21 protein-coding genes are annotated in these 19,318 nt (G+C 64.7%); 7 read left to right on the top strand and 14 right to left on the bottom strand.

The genetic code is table 11. The features are described from left to right. Nucleotides 1-5 precede the first annotated feature (5 nt). Together MRY80_RS00895 and MRY80_RS00890 are read right to left on the bottom strand one after the other, a co-directional pair. A complete protein-coding gene (locus MRY80_RS00895; protein WP_293286970.1) occupies nt 6-1,370 on the bottom strand; it encodes a TIGR03808 family TAT-translocated repetitive protein in 1,365 nt (454 codons plus the stop codon). Between the two features lie 98 nt (nt 1,371-1,468). Further along, nucleotides 1,469-1,828 carry a DUF2267 domain-containing protein gene (locus MRY80_RS00890; protein WP_293287219.1) on the bottom strand — a complete coding sequence of 120 codons (360 nt, stop codon included), beginning with the start codon at nt 1,826-1,828 and terminating at the stop codon, nt 1,469-1,471. A gap of 122 nt (nt 1,829-1,950) precedes the next feature. Between MRY80_RS00890 and MRY80_RS00885 the strand changes: the two genes are divergently transcribed. Beyond that, nucleotides 1,951-3,552 (top strand): helicase HerA-like C-terminal domain-containing protein, encoded by a 1,602-nt coding sequence (locus MRY80_RS00885; protein WP_293286968.1) that lies wholly within the window; start codon nt 1,951-1,953, stop codon nt 3,550-3,552. Between the two features lie 39 nt (nt 3,553-3,591). On the opposite strand, the gene MRY80_RS00880 is transcribed toward MRY80_RS00885, so the two are convergent. Then, nucleotides 3,592-4,299 carry a L,D-transpeptidase gene (locus tag MRY80_RS00880; protein WP_293286966.1) on the bottom strand — a complete coding sequence of 236 codons (708 nt, stop codon included), beginning with the start codon at nt 4,297-4,299 and terminating at the stop codon, nt 3,592-3,594. Nucleotides 4,300-4,479: 180 nt separating this feature from the next. Further along, a complete protein-coding gene (locus tag MRY80_RS00875) occupies nt 4,480-5,130 on the bottom strand; it encodes a haloacid dehalogenase type II (protein WP_293286965.1) in 651 nt (216 codons plus the stop codon). Between the two features lie 141 nt (nt 5,131-5,271). On the opposite strand from MRY80_RS00875, the gene MRY80_RS00870 reads away from it, so the two are divergent. The 4 genes from MRY80_RS00870 (at nt 5,272) to MRY80_RS00855 (ending at nt 8,411) form a co-directional block, all read left to right on the top strand. Further along, entirely contained in the window at nt 5,272-6,138 is an 867-nt protein-coding gene (locus MRY80_RS00870; RefSeq protein WP_293286963.1) for a branched-chain amino acid aminotransferase, read from the top strand. A 128-nt stretch (nt 6,139-6,266) separates the two neighbouring features. Then, nucleotides 6,267-6,869, top strand: coding sequence for a superoxide dismutase (locus MRY80_RS00865; protein WP_293286961.1), 603 nt, complete (start codon nt 6,267-6,269; stop codon nt 6,867-6,869). A gap of 172 nt (nt 6,870-7,041) precedes the next feature. Beyond that, nucleotides 7,042-7,488 (top strand): cytochrome c, encoded by a 447-nt coding sequence (locus MRY80_RS00860; protein WP_293286960.1) that lies wholly within the window; start codon nt 7,042-7,044, stop codon nt 7,486-7,488. Between the two features lie 8 nt (nt 7,489-7,496). Then, a complete protein-coding gene (locus MRY80_RS00855; RefSeq protein WP_293286958.1) occupies nt 7,497-8,411 on the top strand; it encodes a cytochrome c in 915 nt (304 codons plus the stop codon). A 34-nt stretch (nt 8,412-8,445) separates the two neighbouring features. Here the strand turns inward: MRY80_RS00855 and MRY80_RS00850 are convergent, their stop codons facing one another. From MRY80_RS00850 to MRY80_RS00835, 4 genes are read right to left on the bottom strand one after another with little or no spacing between them, the layout of a single operon-like run. Then, nucleotides 8,446-10,026 (bottom strand): ABC transporter permease subunit, encoded by a 1,581-nt coding sequence (locus MRY80_RS00850; protein WP_293286957.1) that lies wholly within the window; start codon nt 10,024-10,026, stop codon nt 8,446-8,448. Then, on the bottom strand, nt 10,016-10,786 hold the full coding sequence (locus MRY80_RS00845) for an ABC transporter ATP-binding protein (RefSeq protein WP_293286956.1): 771 nt from the start codon (nt 10,784-10,786) through the stop codon (nt 10,016-10,018). Before MRY80_RS00845 ends, MRY80_RS00850 begins: the two co-directional genes overlap by 11 nt. Beyond that, nucleotides 10,786-11,745: an ABC transporter substrate-binding protein gene (locus tag MRY80_RS00840; RefSeq protein WP_293286954.1), complete on the bottom strand. Its 960-nt coding sequence runs from the start codon at nt 11,743-11,745 to the stop codon at nt 10,786-10,788. Before MRY80_RS00840 ends, MRY80_RS00845 begins: the two co-directional genes overlap by 1 nt. 53 nt (nt 11,746-11,798) lie before the next feature. Beyond that, nucleotides 11,799-12,536, bottom strand: coding sequence for a 5-formyltetrahydrofolate cyclo-ligase (locus tag MRY80_RS00835; protein ID WP_293286952.1), 738 nt, complete (start codon nt 12,534-12,536; stop codon nt 11,799-11,801). A gap of 102 nt (nt 12,537-12,638) precedes the next feature. Here MRY80_RS00835 and MRY80_RS00830 point away from each other — a divergent pair, with 102 nt between their 5' ends. Together MRY80_RS00830 and MRY80_RS00825 are read left to right on the top strand one after the other, a co-directional pair. Then, nucleotides 12,639-13,487 (top strand): MurR/RpiR family transcriptional regulator, encoded by an 849-nt coding sequence (locus MRY80_RS00830; protein ID WP_293286950.1) that lies wholly within the window; start codon nt 12,639-12,641, stop codon nt 13,485-13,487. A gap of 98 nt (nt 13,488-13,585) precedes the next feature. Then, nucleotides 13,586-14,563 (top strand): aldo/keto reductase, encoded by a 978-nt coding sequence (locus tag MRY80_RS00825; protein WP_293286948.1) that lies wholly within the window; start codon nt 13,586-13,588, stop codon nt 14,561-14,563. A 7-nt stretch (nt 14,564-14,570) separates the two neighbouring features. On the opposite strand, the gene MRY80_RS00820 is transcribed toward MRY80_RS00825, so the two are convergent. The 6 genes from MRY80_RS00820 to MRY80_RS00795 are packed head-to-tail and all read right to left on the bottom strand — an operon-like array spanning nt 14,571 to nt 19,228. Continuing rightward, nucleotides 14,571-15,077: a hypothetical protein gene (locus MRY80_RS00820; protein WP_293286946.1), complete on the bottom strand. Its 507-nt coding sequence runs from the start codon at nt 15,075-15,077 to the stop codon at nt 14,571-14,573. Further along, a complete protein-coding gene (locus tag MRY80_RS00815) occupies nt 15,074-15,691 on the bottom strand; it encodes a hypothetical protein (RefSeq protein WP_293286944.1) in 618 nt (205 codons plus the stop codon). The genes MRY80_RS00820 and MRY80_RS00815 overlap by 4 nt, the downstream gene beginning before the upstream one ends. After that, entirely contained in the window at nt 15,688-16,311 is a 624-nt protein-coding gene (locus MRY80_RS00810) for a hypothetical protein (RefSeq protein WP_293286942.1), read from the bottom strand. Before MRY80_RS00810 ends, MRY80_RS00815 begins: the two co-directional genes overlap by 4 nt. Further along, complete coding sequence (locus tag MRY80_RS00805; protein WP_293286940.1) at nt 16,308-17,072, bottom strand: ABC transporter ATP-binding protein; 765 nt, start codon at nt 17,070-17,072, stop codon at nt 16,308-16,310. Before MRY80_RS00805 ends, MRY80_RS00810 begins: the two co-directional genes overlap by 4 nt. Then, nucleotides 17,069-18,127, bottom strand: coding sequence for an iron ABC transporter permease (locus tag MRY80_RS00800; RefSeq protein ID WP_293286938.1), 1,059 nt, complete (start codon nt 18,125-18,127; stop codon nt 17,069-17,071). Before MRY80_RS00800 ends, MRY80_RS00805 begins: the two co-directional genes overlap by 4 nt. 6 nt (nt 18,128-18,133) lie before the next feature. Continuing rightward, nucleotides 18,134-19,228 carry an ABC transporter substrate-binding protein gene (locus MRY80_RS00795; protein ID WP_293286936.1) on the bottom strand — a complete coding sequence of 365 codons (1,095 nt, stop codon included), beginning with the start codon at nt 19,226-19,228 and terminating at the stop codon, nt 18,134-18,136. Nucleotides 19,229-19,318: the final 90 nt, after the last annotated feature.

Raw genomic sequence — 19,318 nt, 5'->3', positions numbered from 1 at the left:
CCGGATCAGGTTGGGACGTTGCCGGACACCAGGACATGGTCCGGCGCCGCTTGCGGGTCGGCGAGGAGGTCGGGGCCGGTCGCCTTGCCCCAGGCGTGGGGCTGTATGCCGGCCTCGTGCGCATCGATCAAATTACCCCGGATCAGCGCGCGCCCCGCGCCTTGGACATCGGATACCCCGATGCCGATGCGCGCATTGCGAACCGTGTTGGCCGAAACCACCACTTCGCGCAGATAGGGGCCCCATCCCGCGTTGATGCCGTAGAGCGGCGCGCCGTCGATCAGGTTGCCGGTCACGACCGCATCGGCCTCCACGGCGATGCCGGTTCCAAATCCCGGAAACTCCGGCACATAGGGGCCGGCCGTGCGCAGATTGCGAATGATGTTGCCGGAAATCGTCGCCCCATGTCCGCCATGGTCGAGATTGGGCGCCGAGATCCCGTTGGCGGCGCCGTCGATGATATTGTTGGCGATCACGGCGTCCCCGAAGGCGAACTCTGCGTAGATTGCCGTCTCGCCATTGTCTCGACAGACATTGCCGATCACCTGCATGCGACGCACGGTGTTGCCGCGGATGGCCGAAAAGGCGCTGCCGGAGATGACGTTGTTGGCGACAATCGCGTCATCGGCGCGAAACAGGTTGATGGCGTTGCCCCATTGCCCGGTGCCGCCCTTCGACGCGCCGGTATTCGCGATGTGGTTTTCGGTGATGATGGCGCCGTCGTGCCCCGGTTCGCTGCGGTGGACGATCACGCCGCCGTTCAGGCAGCCGTCGATCCGGTTCCCCGTGACGGTGACGCCGGCGCAGTCCATGGCGAAGACCGCGAACTGACCAGCACTCGAGATCGTGGTGCCTCTGACCTCGCCTGTTGAGCCCTGCAGGTAGACGGCGTTGGCGCCGGCGCGGTCGAGAGCGCAATCCTCGATCGAAAAGCCCGCGACGTCGCGCAGATCGATCAGGCCTTGCCGTTCATCGGCGGGACGCAGCACGCCGTCCAGAGCGAGCCCTCGAATCGTGATGCCGTTCGCGCCGGCGGCGCGAAGCAGGGGGCCGTCGCCGGTGTGGACCAGCCGCGTGGCGCCCGGAACGCCTTCGATGACGATGCCTGAAGGCAGGAGCACACCTGACAAGACGTACATGCCGCCGGGCACGAAAATGGCGGTTCCTTCTGTTGCAGCGGTGTCGACCATGGCCTGGAACAGGGCGGACTGATCGGTCGCTACGTCCGGCGCGATGCCGAAATCGAGCGCGTTTCGCGTTCCGCGAAGGCCGGTTCCGAGAAGGGGGCGTGTCTGCGTGAGCGCTGCGAACGGTGTCGCTGCCGCAACGACGGTGGCGCTTGCGCGGGTGATGAACTGGCGTCGCTTCATTGATTCGCTCCAGCCGCAGGATGAAGCAATTCGGCTTGAGCGCATAGAAAAGCCCGGCGGGCGGACCGGCCGGGCGCTTCAATCACATGCGGAAGGCGTCAGACGAACTGGCTGAGGCCCGGAATGGACGCGATGACATCATCGACAGGGCCTTCGCCGGCTTTTTCCTTGGCGAAGGCGATGGTCTCTTTCGACACACCGGAGATTTCGCCCATCCCGAGACCCATTCCCATGAGTGCCGAGCCGAGACCCATCACGCCGCCGCCGAACATGCCGCCGCCGACTTCAGGCGCGTCGTCGATAAGGGACTGCATGTCCGGCATCGCCGACAGCATTTCGTTGATCTTGTCGGCCGGGCCTTCCTTCTGCAGGAAGCCCAGGATCATGCCGACGGCCTTTTTCGCGACGTCGGCATCGATGCCGACCGAGGCGCTGATGCGGGAGATGAGTTCGTCCATGTCGTCCTCCGGATTTTGACGTTTACGTAATATGCAGAATGCCGGGCGCCGTAAAGCCGATTGTTGATGTCCGGCGAAGTTTCCCGCGGCATTGCCGTTGCCGGCCGCCACGACTATACGCGATGACACCGATCCAGAGGAACGAGGCGATCATGTGGGACGTGACTGACCGGATCTTTCTCGGCGCCAGCCGCACGCCGGACGACAGTTTCCAGAAGCAGGAATTCATGGCGCTGCGCTATGCCAACCGGCATGGCCTGATCACCGGCGCCACCGGCACGGGCAAGACCGTCTCCCTTCAGATCCTCGCCGAAGCCTTCTCCAATGCCGGAGTTCCCGTCTTTTGCGCCGACGTGAAGGGTGACCTGTCCGGCATCGCTACGAAGGGCGAGGCGAAGGACTTCCTCCTGAAGCGAGCCGAGGCCGTTCAGCTCGATCCCTACGAGTTTCAGGATTTCCCCGTCATCTTCTGGGACCTGTTCGGCGAGAAGGGCCACCCGATCCGTGCGACGATCTCCGAAATGGGGCCTCTGCTTCTGTCGCGGCTGATGGATCTCTCCGACGCTCAGGAGGGCATTCTCAACATCGCCTTCGAGATCGCCGACAGGGAAGGCCTGCTGCTGCTCGACCTGGAAGACCTGCGGTCGCTGCTCGTGCATATCGGCGAGAACCGCAAGGAAATCTCGCTGGAATACGGCAATGTCCATGTCTCTTCGCTCGGCGCGATCCAGCGTTCGCTGCTGGTGCTGGAGAGGGAAGGGGCCGAGCATTTCTTCGGGGAGCCCGCGCTGCGCATCAAGGACCTGATGCGCACCACGCGCGACGGTCTCGGCGCCATCAACGTGCTGGCCGCCGACAAGCTGATGATGAACCCGCGCCTCTACGCCACCTTCCTGCTGTGGCTCCTGTCGGAACTGTTCGAGGAACTGCCCGAGGTCGGCGATCCGGAAAAGCCCCGTCTGGTCTTCTTCTTCGACGAGGCCCATCTGCTGTTCGACGAGGCGCCGAAGGTGCTTCTGGAGCGTGTCGAGCAGGTCGTCCGGCTCATCCGTTCCAAGGGCGTCGGCGTGTTCTTCGTGACGCAGAACCCGCTCGACGTGCCCGATTCCGTCCTGTCGCAGCTCGGCAACCGAGTCCAGCATGCGCTGCGCGCCTATACGCCGCGCGAGCAGAAGGCGGTGAAGGTCGCCGCCGAAACCTTCCGGCCCAATCCCGATTTCGACTCTTACGAAGCGATCACGCAACTCGGCGTCGGCGAGGCGCTGGTGTCCACGCTGGAAGCGAAAGGCATTCCGGGCGTGGTGCAGCGGACATTGATGCGTCCGCCGTCCTCCCGGCTCGGGCCGCTGGAAGACGACGAGCGCCGCGACCTGATGAAGCTCAGCCCGGTCGCAGGCCAGTATGACGAGACGATCGACCGCGAATCGGCCGCCGAGATGCTGAAGGCGCGCGCCGAAAAGGCAGCGGAAGCCGCCGAGCGCGAGAAGCAGAGTGCCGAGACCCGCGACGAGCGCGATTCGCGCTGGACGCTGCCTGATTTCGACGGGTCGGACGATCGGCGCAAGACATCCACATCGCGCAGCCGCACGACGACGAAGCGTTCGTCCAGTCGCCAGACGGTCACGGAAGCGGCGATGAAGTCTCTCGCGCGGTCGGTGTCCACGCAACTCGGCCGCGCTCTGGTGCGCGGCATCCTGGGAAGCCTGAAGAAGAACCTGCGATAGAAGGACGCCGGCGCATGGCCGGCGTCGAACTGGCAGCGGTCAGCGCACCAGGACGGGCGTGCCCTTGGGAACCCGGCTGTACAGATCGATGATGTCCTGGTTCATCAGGCGCACGCAGCCCGACGAGACTGACTTGCCGATCGAATTCCATTCCGGCGAGCCGTGCAGGCGGTAAAGCGTGTCCTTGCCGTTCTGGTAGAGATACAGCGCGCGTGCGCCGAGCGGGTTGCGGATGCCGGGCTCCATGCCGCCGAGATACTCGTCGTTCGCGCGGTCGTAGCTCATCCGGTATTTCTCGAGCTTCGGATCACGGTCGATCATCTCGTCTGGCGGGAACCATTTCGGCCACACCCGCCGCGCACCGACCTCGGCCCGGCCGGACCAGGCGAAACCGGCGCGGCCCAGGCCGACGCCATAGCGAATGGCGCGGCCGCCGCCGAGCACGAGATAGAGGAAGTGGGCGCTCGTATCCACGACGATCGTCCCGCGCGCCTCACCGGCCGGCGACGGCACGACCTGGCGCAGGAACTTCGACGGGATCTTCGTGTAGGGCACCGCCGGAATGGTGAAACCGCCATCGGTCACCGAGGCGTACATGGTGGCGAAATCCGGGAACACCGGCGCGCGTCCGGTGAACCGGGGCTCCGTGTTCTCGTCGCTCGGCGTCGTCGTGCAGGCGGTGACGGCAAGGCCGGCGGTCAGCGAGGCGGAAACAGAAAGAAAGCTGCGGCGTGAAATGTCGTTCATCATCGTTCCGTGGCGATAACGCTGCGTGGGCGCGGTGCGCAGCTCTTTTGATTGGCACAAAGCACATAGCCGGTTTCGAAAAAAAGATAGAGCGGAATTTCATGACGGCACCGTCCAACGCGACGACAGGCGTCAGAAGCCGCCTCACCGTTGCAGTGCCGCAACACACGCGCAACACGGTTAGAGTGCCGTTAGGTCACTTACTTCGCTTGCCGGGCCGTAGTTCAGATACTCGTTCGGCAGGCCGGCGCGGTTGATCCAGACCGTGTGAAAACCGAATCTGTGCGCGCCTGCGATGTCCCACCGGTTCGACGACTGGAAGGAAACTTCGGCCGGCTGGATGTCGAACGTGTCGGTGACCATCTGGTAGACCTCCGGCGCCGTCTTGAAGATCTTCACCGCGTCGACGGAGAGCACGGCGTCGAACAGGTCGCCGATGCCCGCCGAATCGACTGCCGCCGCGATCATGTCGGACGAGCCGTTGGACAGGATGGCGGTCCGCGCGCCGCGATCCCGCAGGCGCGCCAGAACCTCCGGCACTTCGGGATAGCAGTCGAGCCGCCAATACGCTTCCAGCAGCGTGTCGCGGCACGAGGGGTCGATCTGCGGCATGACGGCGAGTGCGAAATCCAGCGCTTCCTCGGTCAGCCGCCAGAAGTCCGTGTAGGAACCCATCATCGTGCGCACCCAGGAATATTCCAGCTGCTTGGTGCGCCACAATTCCGACAGGCGCTGACCGTCCGGCCCCAGGGTGTCGGCATGCCTGCGAACGGCCGCATGTACGTCGAACAATGTGCCGTAGGCGTCGAAAACGAAGGTCTTGAACTGCATCCGATATCTCGCTCGCGCAGACTTTGATGAAAGAAGGCGGGACGGTCAATAGCTGTATGTCGCGGCTGCGGCAGCCCGACTCATTGACGTTTTGACGGAAATCCGGTTTGCCTTTCGCTGGTCACGCAACCGGAGGAAAAGATGGCGGTCGATACCAAGGCGCAAACCGCGACATGGACCTATGTCGATGGCGACTGGTTCGAGGGCAATGTCCCGATCGTCGGCCCGCGCACCCACGCGATGTGGCTCGGCTCGTCGGTCTTTGACGGCGCGCGCTGGTTCGAGGGTGTCGCTCCCGATCTCGACCGCCACGCAGAGCGTGTGAACGCCTCGGCGGTCGCACTTGGCCTGAAGCCGACCATGACGGTCGAGGAGATCGTCGCATTGAGCCTGGAGGGCTTCAAGAAATTCGACGGCAAGACGGCCGTCTATGTGCGGCCGATGTACTGGGCCGAGCATGGCGGCTACATGTCGGTGCCGGCCGATCCGGATTCGACGCGGTTCTGCCTGTGCCTCTACGAGGCGCCCATGCTGGCGCCGCAGGGTTTCTCGGTGACGGTGTCGCCGTTCCGCCGTCCGACGCTGGAGACGATGCCGACCAACGCCAAGGCCGGCTGCCTCTATCCCAACAACGGTCGTGCGATCCTGGAGGCCAAGAGCCGCGGCTTCGACAACTGCCTCGTCCTCGACATGCTGGGCAACGTCGCCGAGACCGGCGCGTCCAACGTCTTCATGGTCAAGGATTCGCAGGTCTTCACGCCCGCGCCCAACGGCACGTTCCTGTCCGGCATCACCCGGTCGCGGACGATCGACCTGCTGGCGCAATATGGCTTCTCGACCGTGGAAAAGACGCTGAGCATCCGTGATTTCATGGAGGCGGACGAGATCTTCTCGACCGGCAATCACTCGAAGGTCGTGCCGATCGTCAGGATCGAGGATCGCGATCTGCAGCCGGGACCGGTCGCGGCCAAGGCGCGCGAACTCTATTGGGAGTGGGCGCACGCCTGAGGCGTGGAGAAAAAGTCTGCGGCCTTTGTTGCCGTACCGGGGCGGGACTTCTATGTGTCTCTCGCACGGGCGGAACCAATTGCCGCCGCATCTGTTTTTGACAGGATACGTTTCAAAGGAGATCCCCAATGGCCTTTACGCTCCCCGAACTTCCCTACGACTACGAGGCGCTCGCGCCGTACATGTCGAAGGAGACGCTGGAATTCCACCACGACAAGCACCACAAGGCCTATGTCGACAACGGCAGCAAGCTTGCTGCTGAAGCCGGCATGGACGGCCTGTCGCTCGAAGAGATCGTGACGCAGTCCTATGGAAAGAACCCGGGCCTCTTCAACAATGCCGGCCAGCACTACAACCACATTCATTTCTGGAAATGGATGAAGAAGGACGGCGGCGGCCGCTCGCTTCCCGGCAAGCTTGCCTCGGCGGTCGACAGCGACCTCGGCGGCTACGACCAGTTCCGCGCCGACTTCATCAATGCCGGCGTGACGCAGTTCGGTTCCGGCTGGGCCTGGATCGCGGTCAAGGACGGCAAGCTGGAGATCATGAAGACGCCGAACGGTGAAAACCCGCTGGTGCATGGCGCGAAGCCGATCCTCGGCGTCGACGTGTGGGAGCATTCCTACTACATCGACTACCGCAACGCGCGTCCGAAGTATCTCGAGGCCTTCGTCGACAACATGGTCAACTGGGACTATGTGCTCGAAATGTACGAGGCGGCGACCGCCTGATCCGTCTCGCGGCTCTTCTTTCGACGCGGCCTCGCAGCGATGCGGGGCCGCGTTTCCTATTTGTTGACAAACTGTCGCGGGTACTCACGCAAGCGTGATCCCCTGTGATCGAACATTTGTCGCAGATTGCGGTTCTCGTAGGAGTGCAACGAGTTCCAGGAGGTAATCCCCCGTGAAGAAAACAGTTCTGACCCTTTCTCTGGTCGCGGCGGCCACAATGAGCGCCTTTGCGGCAGATGACCCGGTCGCAACGCGCAAGGCGCTGATGCAGGCCAATGGCGGCGCTGCGGGCGTCGCCGCAGGCCTGATGAAGGGCGACATCGAGTACAATCCGGCGGTCGGCAAGAACGCGATCACCGCGCTCTATGCCGTTTCGCAGACCTTCGGAGACTATTTCCCCGACGGCAGCGACATGGCCGCCGACACGAAGGCGTCGTCGAAGATCTGGGAAGACGCTGCCGGCTGGCAGGCCGAACTCGACAAGTTCGCCTCCGCCTCCGCTGCCGCTGTTGAGGCTTCGGGCCGGTCCGGCCCGGCCGACCTTGACGCCTTCAAGGCCGCGGTCGGCCCCGTTCTCGGCAGCTGCAGAAGCTGCCATGAAGGCTACCAGACACGCTGACGGTACCCATGATTCGCAAGCTCGCCCTGATTGTCATTCTGGCCGCGATTGCGGGCGGGCTTGCCTTCTATCTGCTGACGTCGCCGAAGACCCTGTCGCCTGAAACGCTGGCGGCATTGCCCGACGGCGACGCGAAGCGCGGTGAACTTGTCTTCTGGGCCGGAGGATGCGCCTCCTGCCACGCGGCAGACGATGCGCAGGGCGACGACAAGCTGAAACTCGGCGGCGGCCATGTGCTGGCCAGCGATTTCGGCGATTTCGTCGTGCCGAACATCTCGATGGATGCCGACAACGGCATCGGAGGATGGAGCCGGGAGGACTTCGCCAACGCCATGCAGCGTGGTGTCGCCCCGGACGGCTCCCATCTTTACCCGTCCTTCCCCTACGCCTCCTACGCGCGCATGGCGCCGCAGGATGTTTCCGATCTTTGGGCCTTCATGCAGACGCTGCCCGCGGTGGACAACGACCCGGGCCCGCATCGGCTCGGTTTCCCGTTCTCGGTTCGCCGCGGCGTGGGCCTTTGGAAGTTGCTCTATGCCGGTGACGACGGTCCGGTGGTCGATCTCGGCGCCGATGACGCGGTGCTCGCGCGCGGACAGTATCTGGTCGAAGGGCTCGGCCATTGCGGCGAGTGCCACACGCCGCGCGATTTCGCCGGCGGCCTCAAGAAAGGCTCCTGGCTGGCTGGAGCGCCGAACCCGGACGGTCGCGGCCGGATTCCCAACATCACGCCCGGCGGCACGATCGCCGACTGGAGCGAGTCCGACATCGCCTACTACCTGGAAAGCGGCTTCACGCCGGACTTCAATTCGGTTGGTGGTTCGATGGCCGATGTCCAGGAGAACATGGCGAAGCTTCCGGCATCCGACCGCGACGCCATCGCCGCTTATCTGAAGGCGATCCCCGCGCATCAGGGACAGTGAGCATCGAGCGGCACCGGATGACCGGTGGCCCCGATCACTGTTCGGACTTCATACCCATTCTGGCCAATGTTCGCCGCTCGATCAGGGCGACGATTTCATGGAATACGACCGACAGGATCACCGAGATTGCGGCGACCGTCCAGATCATGCCGTAGTCGAGATAACCGCGTGACTGGTTGAGCAGGTTGCCGAGACCGGTGCCTGTGGCGAGCCATTCGGCGATCATCACGCCCAGCAGCGCGCGCGGCACGGTCAACCGAGTGGCCGCGAAGACGAACGGCATCGAGGCGGGAATGGACACCAGCCGCATCTCCCGCCACGCCGAGGCGCCATAGGCGCGCGGCACGTCGAGGGCGGTGCGCGGCACCAGCGCCAGCCCCTGCGCGATCGTCACGAAGGCCGGAAAGAACGTCACCGAGACGGTGATCCAGAGCGTCACGGAAATGCCGCGTCCGAACACCAGCACGAGCAGGGGAGTGAGCGCGACCAGCGGCATCGTCTGGGTCACGAGCGCGACCGGCATGAACGCCCGTACGAAATTCGGGAAGAGCCGCGACGAGATCGCGAGCAGGAAAGCTCCGCCGATACCCGCCGCCATGCCCACGAAGGTGATCGGCAGTGTTTCTGCGAGGGCGGCCAGCAGGCGCGCCTGCGCCTTGCCGGAGGCGGGCGAGAAGAACAGGTAGTCGATGACGCCGACCGGTGTCTTGGCGATGAGGGAGGGAACGCCAGTCAGCTTGATGAAGGCCCACCAGGCGAGAAGCGGAAGGGCGACGGCGCTCGCCCCGACCAGGAGCGTCTCGCCGAAAGCGAGCGATGCCGGGGTCTCGGACGGAACGGCCGTGTTCAGGCTGACGGCGCGCGTCGCGCCCAGGACGCGGGCCGACAGGGCGGCGAAGACGAGGTAGCCGAGGCCGGCGATGATGGTTGCGACGAGGCCGATGCCCCAAAGGCGCGCGGGTTCGCCACGCCCGAGAGAGCCCAGCAGATAGGCGCCGAGCCCCCAGCGGCCTCCGCCGCCGAATTCGGCGAGGATGGCGCCGAGGACCGCATTTGGCGCGGCGACGCGCAATCCGCTCATGATCACCGGCAGCGCGCCCCGAACCTGCACGAAGCGCAAGATGTCCCAGCGGCCGCCACCATAGGCGCGGATGACATCGGCGGAACGCGCATCGTGCTGTGTCAGGCCGATCACGGTTGCCGTCATCGTGACGAAATAGCAGCCGAGCGCTGCGAGCACGATCCGTGGCGCCATCCCGGACAGGGTCAGCGTCAGGATCGGAGCGATGGCGATGGGCGGCAGGGCGAAGATGGCTATGTTGACGCCGCGCGCCAACCGCGCCGCCAGCGGCGACAGGACGAACAGCGCGCCGGCCGCGACCGCGATCAGATTGCCGATCAGAAAGCCTGCGCCTGCGCCGTAGAGCGTCGCCGCGATATGCGGCGGGTAGTCGGCGCGATCCTGCCAGAAGCGCACCAGGATCTCGGTGAAGCCGGGAAGGGCGCCGCCGGCCACCAGATCGAGCCGTCCGACCAGTTCCCAGGCCACCAGGATCAGGAGCGCGTTGCGCAGACCGGTGTGGCGGTGCAGGAAACCGGCGCCCTCACTTGCCATGCAGGATGCCCTCGATGCGGTCTGTCAGCGCATGGAAATCCGGTGAGGTGAAGAGATCCGGTGAGCGGGGGCGTTCGAATGGAATATCGACAACCTCGACGATGCGGCCGGGCCCGGCATGCATGACCGCGACCCGGTCGGCCAGGAACACGGCTTCATCGATACCGTGCGTCACGAGCAGCGCGGTCGATCCCGTTTCGCGCCAGATGCGCTGCAGCTCGATGTTCATCTGGCGCCGCAGGATCTGGTCGAGGGCGCCGAAGGGTTCATCCAGAAACAGGACCTTGGGATGCGTGACGAGTGCACGCGCGATGGCGACGCGCTGCCGCATGCCGCCGGAGAGTTCTCCCGGCAGGGATTCCTCGTAGCCGCCGAGGCCGACCATCGAGATGAGCGCTTCGATGCTGTCTTGCGCAGCCTTCACGTCTCGGCCCAGCACCTCCAGCGGCAGGGCGACGTTGCGCCGGACGGTTCGCCACGGCATCAGCGCCGCGTCCTGGAAGGCGACGCCGGTCACGCCGCCTTTCGTGGCCTTCTCCGGCGTCAGGCCGTCGATGGCGATCGTGCCCGTGTCGGCGCTGTCGAGCCCGAGGGCAAGCCGCAATATGGTCGACTTGCCGCAGCCTGACGGTCCGATCAGGGCGGTGAAGGACCCCGGCGGGCAGGACAGCGAGGCGTCTTTCAGCGCCTCGACAGTCCGGCCGCGCCCGACGAAGGTCTTGGAGACCCCCGTCAGTGCGATGCCCGCCGTGTCGTTCATCAGACTTCTTCGAGCAGCGTGGTGTCGAACATCTCGCGCGTTGCGGTGATGCCGACCGCGCCCAGCGCGTCGATGTTCTTCTGGATGTCCTCTTCGGTCATGGAGAAGATGCCGCCCGGCGCTTCCATGAGGGGCTGTTGCGCCTTGTTGAAGAAGATCTCGTTGTCGATGGTGCGCCCCGTGCCCTTGAACCAGCTGTCGGCGAACTTCGGCGGCCAGGCTTCCGGATCCGTGAAGTTCGCTTCCCAGCCCTTGCGGCTCGCCCGCAGCCAGGACACGAGTTCGGCGCGCTTGGAGGCGAGGACGTCTTCGGTCACGACGACAGTGTCGTTGTAGATCGTGTAGCCGAAATCATAGAGCAGGAACGACGTCGCCTCCACGCCCTGCAGGCTGATCGTGTAGGGCACGTTGGTGGTGAAATCGAGCGAGGCGTCGATCTCGCCCTTGATCAGCGGCGTCGGATCGTAGGCGTAGGGCACGATCTTCACGTCGGCGGGATCGATGTTGTTCATCTTCAACATCGCCTCCACCGAAATCACATTCACCGGCGGAACGGCGAGCGTCTTGCCGACGAGGTCCTGCGGCGTCGCGATCGGGTTCGACGTCAGCGAGACGATGCCGATCGGGTTCTTCTGATACTGCGCGCCGATGATCTTGAAAGGAGCGCCCTGTTCGACGATCGCCTTGATGGTGGTGTCCGGCGTCGTCAGCGCAAGATCGGCCTTTCCGGCGATGATCGAGCTTTCCGGGATGACATCCGGGCCGCCGGACAAATAGGTCAGGTCTAGCCCTTCTTCTCCGTAGAAACCGCTGTCGATCGCGGCGAAATAGCCGGAGAATTCGGCGTCATTGATCCAGGCGGCCTGCATGGTGAGCGGTGTTGCTGCCGAAGCGGCGCGTGGCAGGAAAGGCAAGGTTGCGGTTCCGGCCATCAGGCCCATGAAGTGGCGTCTGTCCATGGAAAGTCTCATTGCGGTCTCCATTTGGTTGCGGTGGCGGTCTGGGAAGGAAATCAGGCGAGGCCCCTGATGCGTTGCAGTTCCTGAAGCGGCGGCGTGACGCTGATCTGTTCGGGGTCGAGCAGTTCCCAGCGCACACCCTTTGGGCGCCTGGCGCGCCGTTCCACTGTGTGGAGGCGCGTCGGTGTCGCGATCGTGTCGACCAGGATGTCGGTTTCGCTCGGCTGCAGCTTCTCTTCGACGACCTGACAGTCATGGACGACGGCGACCACCGGCGTGGCCTCGTCGACGATGCCGAGATCGGTGAACATGCCCCATTCGAGGTCGAAGAAGCCGTGTCCCTTGCCGAAGCGCACACCATCGACGGAGACGGCGGACGCGCCTGTGACCATCAGGTCGAAGCGGCCGCGCCCGGCGATTTCCTCAAGCGAGATCGGCCGGCCGAAATGCTCCATGCCGTCGAGCCATGCGGCGTAGAGTTCCGCGCCTTTCGGCACCATGCCGGGCTCCATCAAGAGGAAGCCGCGATAGATGCCGTAGGTCGACATGACGAAGGGAATTTCGGCTTCGATCATCCTGCGACGCAGATCGACGAGGCAATTGTCCGGCGTGATGAAGGCGTTTGTGCAGGATCCGTAGGCGTCCATCTCGACGAGACGATCGGTGGCGAGCTCCGAGCCTTCGAAGTCCGGGATGACCTCGGCGAAGTTGAGGTGAAAGCGCGTATCGGGTTTCGCGACGTCCTTCAGCCCGGCCCAGATCTGCTGGCGCACCAGTTTCGATTTCGACACTGCGATCCCCTTTGGTGTTTCAGTGTTTCATAAGATTGAAACAAGTGTTTCAGAAATGCAAGAGTTGGCATTCGGTATTTTTTCGGGCATCGAAACCGCATCATGTCGCAACGTCTAGCTCTGAGAATTCAGGAACGCATGTCTCGCCTCACCGCGAGTGAGCAGAAGCTCGGCCAGGAAATCCTGAAGCGCCAAGGCGTGGTGGAAACCCATTCGGCCACCGAGTTGGCGCGTATGGCAGGGGTCTCCAAGGCGACCGCGGCGCGCTTCTTCCGGTCGCTTGGCTATGCCGATTTCGAGGAGGTGAAGGCCCAGGCGCGCGAGGAGCGCAATCGCACGCAGCCCTATTCCTATTCGGTGGCGGCGTCCGAGAAGGTGGTGCTGGGGCGCGCCATCGGCGACCACCTCGCGCTCGAAATCTCCAACCTGACCCGCACCTTCGAGGAGATGCGCTCCGACCGCCTGACGGCTGCAGCCGAGCTGATCGCCAATGCGCCGAGGCTGTGGTTTTGCGGGGCTGGCGCCGAGGACAGTCTTGCCCGCCACGGCCAGCATCAGTTCTCGCGCCTGCGGCCGAACGTGTCGTTGCTCAACCTCTCGGACGGCGCGCTGTCGGTGGATCTCGCCATGATGGGCCCGCGCGACGCGGTGGTGGTGCTCACGCTCGAGCCGCTGGCGCGCACAGTGCGCTCGGTGCTGTCCTATGCCAAGACGACGCGGGCCAATGTCATTACGGTTACCGACCATGGTTCGCTTGCCACGGTGCAGCGCTTCTCAAGCGTCGTCCTGCCCTGTCATGTCGCCGGCTTCGGGCTCGCGCCCTCCCATACCGGCCTGTTCAGTGCGCTGCGGCTGCTGGCCGTCGCATTTCTCGCGCGCGCCGGCGACACGGCGCTTCAACGCACCGACATCATCGCCTCGATCCAGGAAGAACTCGACGATACGCCGTGAGGGCAGGGCGTCGTCGGCACTCCAATATGTATACATGACTTCAACGATGGCGCGAAATCATCTATGGGATGATTGAGCGTTGATCGGGGGAGGATGCCATGGACTACGTGAAATTCGGAAAGACCGGACTGGACGTCAGTCGCCTGTGTTTCGGCTCCATGTCCTTCGGCGCGCCGACGGAACTCAGACCCTGGACGCTCGATCTCGACGCGGCCCGCACCATGTTCCGTGCCGCCTGGGAGGGCGGTATCAACTTCTACGACACGGCGAACGCCTATTCCGGCGGAACCTCAGAGGAGATCACGGGCAAGGCACTCTGGGAGATTGCGCCGCGCGACGAGATCGTTCTTGCCACGAAGGTCTGGGCGCCCATGCGGCCGGGGCCGAACGGACGCGGGCTGTCCCGCAAGGCAATCCTGCACGAAATCGACGCAAGCCTGACGCGGCTCGGGACCGACCATGTCGATCTCTACCAGATCCACCGCGCCGACCCGACAACGCCCTTCGAGGAGACGATGGAGGCGCTGCACGATGTCGTCAAAGCCGGAAAGGTCCGCTACATCGGCGCGTCCTCCATGCATACATGGCAGTTCCTGAAATATCAGCATGCAGCAGAGCGAATCGGCGGCACGAAATTCGTTTCCATGCAGAACCAGGTGAACCTGATCTACCGCGAGGAGGAGCGCGAGATGCTGCCGCTCTGCCGCCACGACGGCATCGCTGTCATGCCCTGGTCGCCGCTGGCGTCGGGCCGCCTCGCACGGCCGTGGGGCGAAGAGACCGGGCGTTCGACCACCGATCAGCGTCTCACGGACGCCTATGCCGACGCGAACACCGTCGATCGTGCGGTGGTCGAAGCCGTGCAGCGCGTTGCCGAGCGGCGCGGCGTGCCGATGGCGCGCGTCGCCATGGCTTGGGTTCTCCAACTGAAGGGCGTGACGTCGCCCATCGTCGGCGTGTCGAAGGAAAGCCACGTCACCGACGCCTTCGCGGCGCTCGAATTCTCTCTCGACGACGAAGATGTCGCCGAGATCGAGGCACCCTACCGGCCGCGGGCGATAAGCGGCTTCGCCTGACCGACGGTCAATACTGCTCGTAGATCTGGTGGGCGGGCAGGGCGAACAGCCGCTCGGCCATGTCGCGCTTCAGGTCGACAAGGCGTTCCTCCTCCTGCGCGGTGCGATCCGGCTTGCGGCCTAGCGCGATGAAGTCGTCGCGCACGATGCCGTCGCGGATATGCAGGCGAACAGTCTCGTCGCCACAGGAAACATGGAAGACATAGCGCATGAGCGTCTCGCCGCGCTCGGGTTCCGCCAGCGCGTCATCGATCACGTAGCGCTCCTCGCTCGTCGAGCGCGTAACCATCTCGAATGCGTCGCGCGCGCCGGGGCCACGAAAGGCCGTGCGCACTGAGATCGACCGTCGTTCGGGAGGATTGTCCGAGCTCAGCAGGGCGAAGGCGCGCTGCATCACGCGGAAGCCATGCGCCACGCCGCCGGGAAAGCCGTAGCCGTGATAGAGCGTCAGCGCGTCGATGTCGTAGGTGAGGGGCTTTTCGTTCTCGAGAACGGTGATCGTGTCCCGCGTCATGCGGCCGCCTTTCGTTTGATGTCTTCTTGAAGCCACGGCAGAAACCCGTCCAGAAAACGGGTCGTGGCCGGCATGAAATGGTGTCCGTGATGGAAGAAGGGATCGAGGCTGGTGACGATCATCCGCCCGCGCGTCGTCACCTCGTCGACATAGAGGATCGCGCGCCCTTCCTTGTTCGTCGCAAGTACCTCGGCGCCCTCGGGCGCGTCGAAGGAGCCGTGCAGGTGCCAGCGAATGTCGTTCTCGCCGATGTGTGAGAACAGGGCGTGCTGCGGCTTGACGACCTGCGTGCCGAGGTCGGCGCCCGGTGTGAGCCACCACCAGAAATTCGTCTCGCACGGCTCGAACGAGATGCCGGGCAGCCAGCGCTCGCTGTGGCATTCGCCCATGGCAACCATCGTGCCGCCGCGATCCAGATAGGCGAGCAATCGGTCTGCAACGGGCTCCATGCGCCAGGCCGGCGTGCGACACAGGACGATGACGCAGTCGAAGGCGGCAAGGGCGGTCCGGGCGATTTCCTCCGGCCTGATCGCGGCGTCGAAGAAGCCGGCATGACGCCCTTCGACCGCCTCGATCTGGTAGGCAGAGCCGCCATTGATTGCCAGGATGCTCATGCGAACGCCTCCGTGCGCGATGCGGCGCGGCACCAGCCAACCAGCCGTTCCGCAATCTTCTTCTTGATCTGTGCATCGTCGCCGACGCCCCACAGATCATTGCCTGAATGGACGAACAGCGACCCGCCGGCCGGGCGCTGCCAGACCCAGTCGACCGGCAATTGATCCGGGCCGATCCCGGTGATCGCGATCGCGCCCGGCGGCGGCGGGTTGTAGCCGCGTCCGTAGAAACCGGCGACGCCGCGATTGGTCTCGAGCGTCTTGGCGGGAATGTCGTCGAACACCGGATGCGCGGCAAGCCGGGTCAACGTGTAGCTCGCCCGGCCCGGATGTTGCAGCGGCACGAATGTCTCCAATCCGTCGATGAACGGGCGCATGACGTGGCCGTTGACGACCATCCGGCCACCCGTGTCGAGCAGCTTCATGATGGCGTCGCGTTTGGACAGCAGGTCGATCTGGTCGACGCTGGCCGTCGCGATCAGCCCCGCCGCGCTGGCGATGATTTCGGGCGTCAGCCTGTCCTGGCGCACCGGGAGGACGAGACCTTGGCTCTGCAACTCGACGAACTGCGCCGGCATGGGGGCGTCGGTCGAGACGATGAAAATGGCGTGTCTGCTCATGCCTGGCTCCCGGCTTGACCGAATAGGGGAATGACGCCACGGGCCGGGCGCGCGCCGCCCGGCAGGTCGCAATCGACGATCCGAACAGGGATGCCGTAGAGCCGGGCGATGGCGTCCTCGGTTACCGTGTCCTCCACCGGGCCGAGAAGGCGGTCTTCCGGCCCGTAGAGCAGCAGCGCGTCGTCTGCGACCGCGGCAGCATGCTGGGGCAGGTGGGTGGTGAACAGGATCGCGTGGTCCCCGTCCTCCCGAAGCGAATCGACGACCGCGAGAAAGCGGTCCTGGTTGCGCAGGTCGAGCGCCGAGGCCGGTTCGTCGAGGACGAGGGTCGTGGCGCCCGTGGCAATAGCCCGGGCCAGCAGCACCAACTGGCGCTCGCCGCCGGAAAGCCAGTCGAAACGGTTTTCCGCGAAACCGACCATGCCGACACGCGCGAGCGCGTCATCGGCAGCCTCCATGTCGCCCGCGGTCGGCTGGGCGAAGAGGCCGCGCTGGGCGACGCGGCCGGTGGCGACAACCTGGCGAACGGAATAGCCGACCTCGTGGCTCGCATATTGCGGCACATAGCCGATCACGGACGGCGCGTCGCGCTGGCCCTCGGTCAGCGGTTGGAAGCCGAGAAGCGAGCGCAGGAGCGTGGTCTTGCCGCGCCCGTTCGGGCCGAGGATGGCGAGGCTGCGGCCCACCGGCGCGTGAAGGTCGAGATTGCGGAAGATCCACCGCGATCCGAAGCGCACGCCGGCGCCGGTCAGTGTGGTCATCGTGCATGCTCCTTTCGCCAGGAGTGGCGCAACAGGATCGCGAAGACCGGCGCGCCGATGATCGCCGTCAGAACGCTGAGCGGGATTTCGGCTGCGGTAGCGGTGCGCGAAATCGTGTCGACGGTCACGAGATAGGCGCCGCCGAGCAGCCCGGAGGCCGGGACGAGAATGCGATGGTCTTCACCGACCAGCAGGCGCGCGGCATGCGGCACAACGAGGCCGACCCAGCCGATCACCCCGGCAACCGAAACGACGGCGCCAGTGGTCAGCGCCACCAGTATGAAGAAGATCCAGCGGTCGCGTTCCACGGAAACGCCGAACGAGCGGGCCTCGTCATCGCCCAGCGACAGAACGTTGACGCGAAACCGCAGGAAGAAGAGGCCGATCACGCCGATCAGGATGGCCGGGGCGGCGAGCGCAAGACGGGGCCAAGTGGCGGAGGCGAAAGACCCCATCAGCCAGCCCACGATCGCCGGCAGCGACGAATCGGGATCGGCGACGAATTGAAGAAGCGAGACGAGCGCCGAGAAAAGCGCGCCGACGATGATGCCGGCCAGAACGATGGTCGCCGTCTCGGTGCGCCCGTCGATACGCGCGATCAGACCGACGGTCACCAGCGCCGCGACACCAAAGACGAAGGACGAGCCGATCAGCACGACGCCGGCATGGCCGAGCAGGATGGCGAGCGCCCCGCCGAAGGCCGCACCCGGCGAAATGCCGAGGATCTGCGGCGAGACGAGGGGGTTGCGGAAAATGCCTTGAAGAGCCGCACCGCACATCGCCAGCCCCGCACCTGAGAGGGCCGCCAGCAGCACGCGCGGCTCGCGGACCAGGAGGACGACCCGTTCTTCCAGCACCGTCCAGCTCTCTGGAACCGGCAGCGCGAGGTGGCCGACGATCGCGGCGACCGTGGGCAGGGGGATCGACAGCCGTCCCAGCCCGAGGCTGACCAGCATGGCGACAATCAGAAGGCCGCCGAAGGCCGCAAGCCAGACAGCGCCGCTGCCGCGCGCGGGCAGCGACTGCCCGCGCGCATGGATGGCCGTATCGGACATCGTGCCTCAGTCCGCCAGGAAGCGGTCGTAATTGGCGCCGCCGCCATTCATCGAAACACGCAGGATTCCGTCGATCTGCTCCGCCGTCGGCGTCTGGCCGTAAAGCTTGGCGTACCAGCCGGTGATTTCGCCGCGAATGTCGAAGTCGAAGAGGTCGGGGTGCAGCAGCGTTGCCAGCCACTGCCAAGTGAGCGGCGATTCCTGGCTCGGGGGATCCCACCGATAGCCGCCGATCGGCATCTTGTAGACGCGCTTGCTGATCGCGGCGTTGGTCGCGCCGAGAATCGGGTCGTCATAGATGCGGCTGACATCGAGTTCCGATTCGAAACCGTTGAGCAGGATCACGTCCGGGTTCCAGGCCGCGACCTGCTCCGCATTGACCGGCTTCAGCCCCTGGAGTTCCGCCGCCGCGTTCTTCCCGCCGGCGAGATTGATGTAAAAGTCGTTGTAGGAGCCGGTGCCGGAGGCACGCAGTTCAGTCTGTGCGCGCAGCAGATAGAGCACGCTCGGCTTGTCCTCGTCGGACAGGCCTTCGAGGCCGGCTTCGATCTTGGCCGTGGTGTCGTCGCGCCAGGCGATGATCTCGTCGAGCTTCTCCGGCTTGCCGATCAGCGTGCCGAGCAGCTTGATGATGTCGCGCGCCTTCTCCTCGGTGCCATACTGGATCAGGGCGGTCGTCAGCCCCGCATTGGTCAGCGGCGCGACGATGTCTTCGCCCTGATGGCCCCATTGCACCACGAGATCCGGCCGAAGCGCGGCGATGGCCTCCACATTCGGCGAAAAGCCGGAACTGCCGCCCGACGCGATGATGTCGGAAGCGATGTCCTTCGCATCCGGGAAGAACTCGCCGAGGATCGCTTCCTCGATCGCCGACTTCGACAACGGGTGCATGCCGACAAGATGGTCTGTGGTGCCGTCGAGGGCGATGACCGTCGATGATGACGGGATCGGGATCATGACGATGCGTTCGGCGGGTTTGTCCAGTGTCACGGTTCGGCCGTTGAGGTCGGTCGTGGTGACGGGGTCGGCCTGGACGGCTGACGCGCCGGCGAAAACCGCGCCGGCAGCGAGCAGCGCTGCCCGGAGGGTTGAGAGGGACATTTGAAAGGCTCCGTTGTCCTATGGATGCGAGCCTATCAAGAAAACATGAGTTAGATTGTCAAGTTCGAACATGATATTTTTTGTCATGTT

It is taken from the genome of Oricola sp. (genome assembly GCF_022763245.1).
Lineage (GTDB): Bacteria > Pseudomonadota > Alphaproteobacteria > Rhizobiales > Rhizobiaceae > Oricola.
This window is presented reverse-complemented; position numbering and strand designations above follow the sequence as displayed.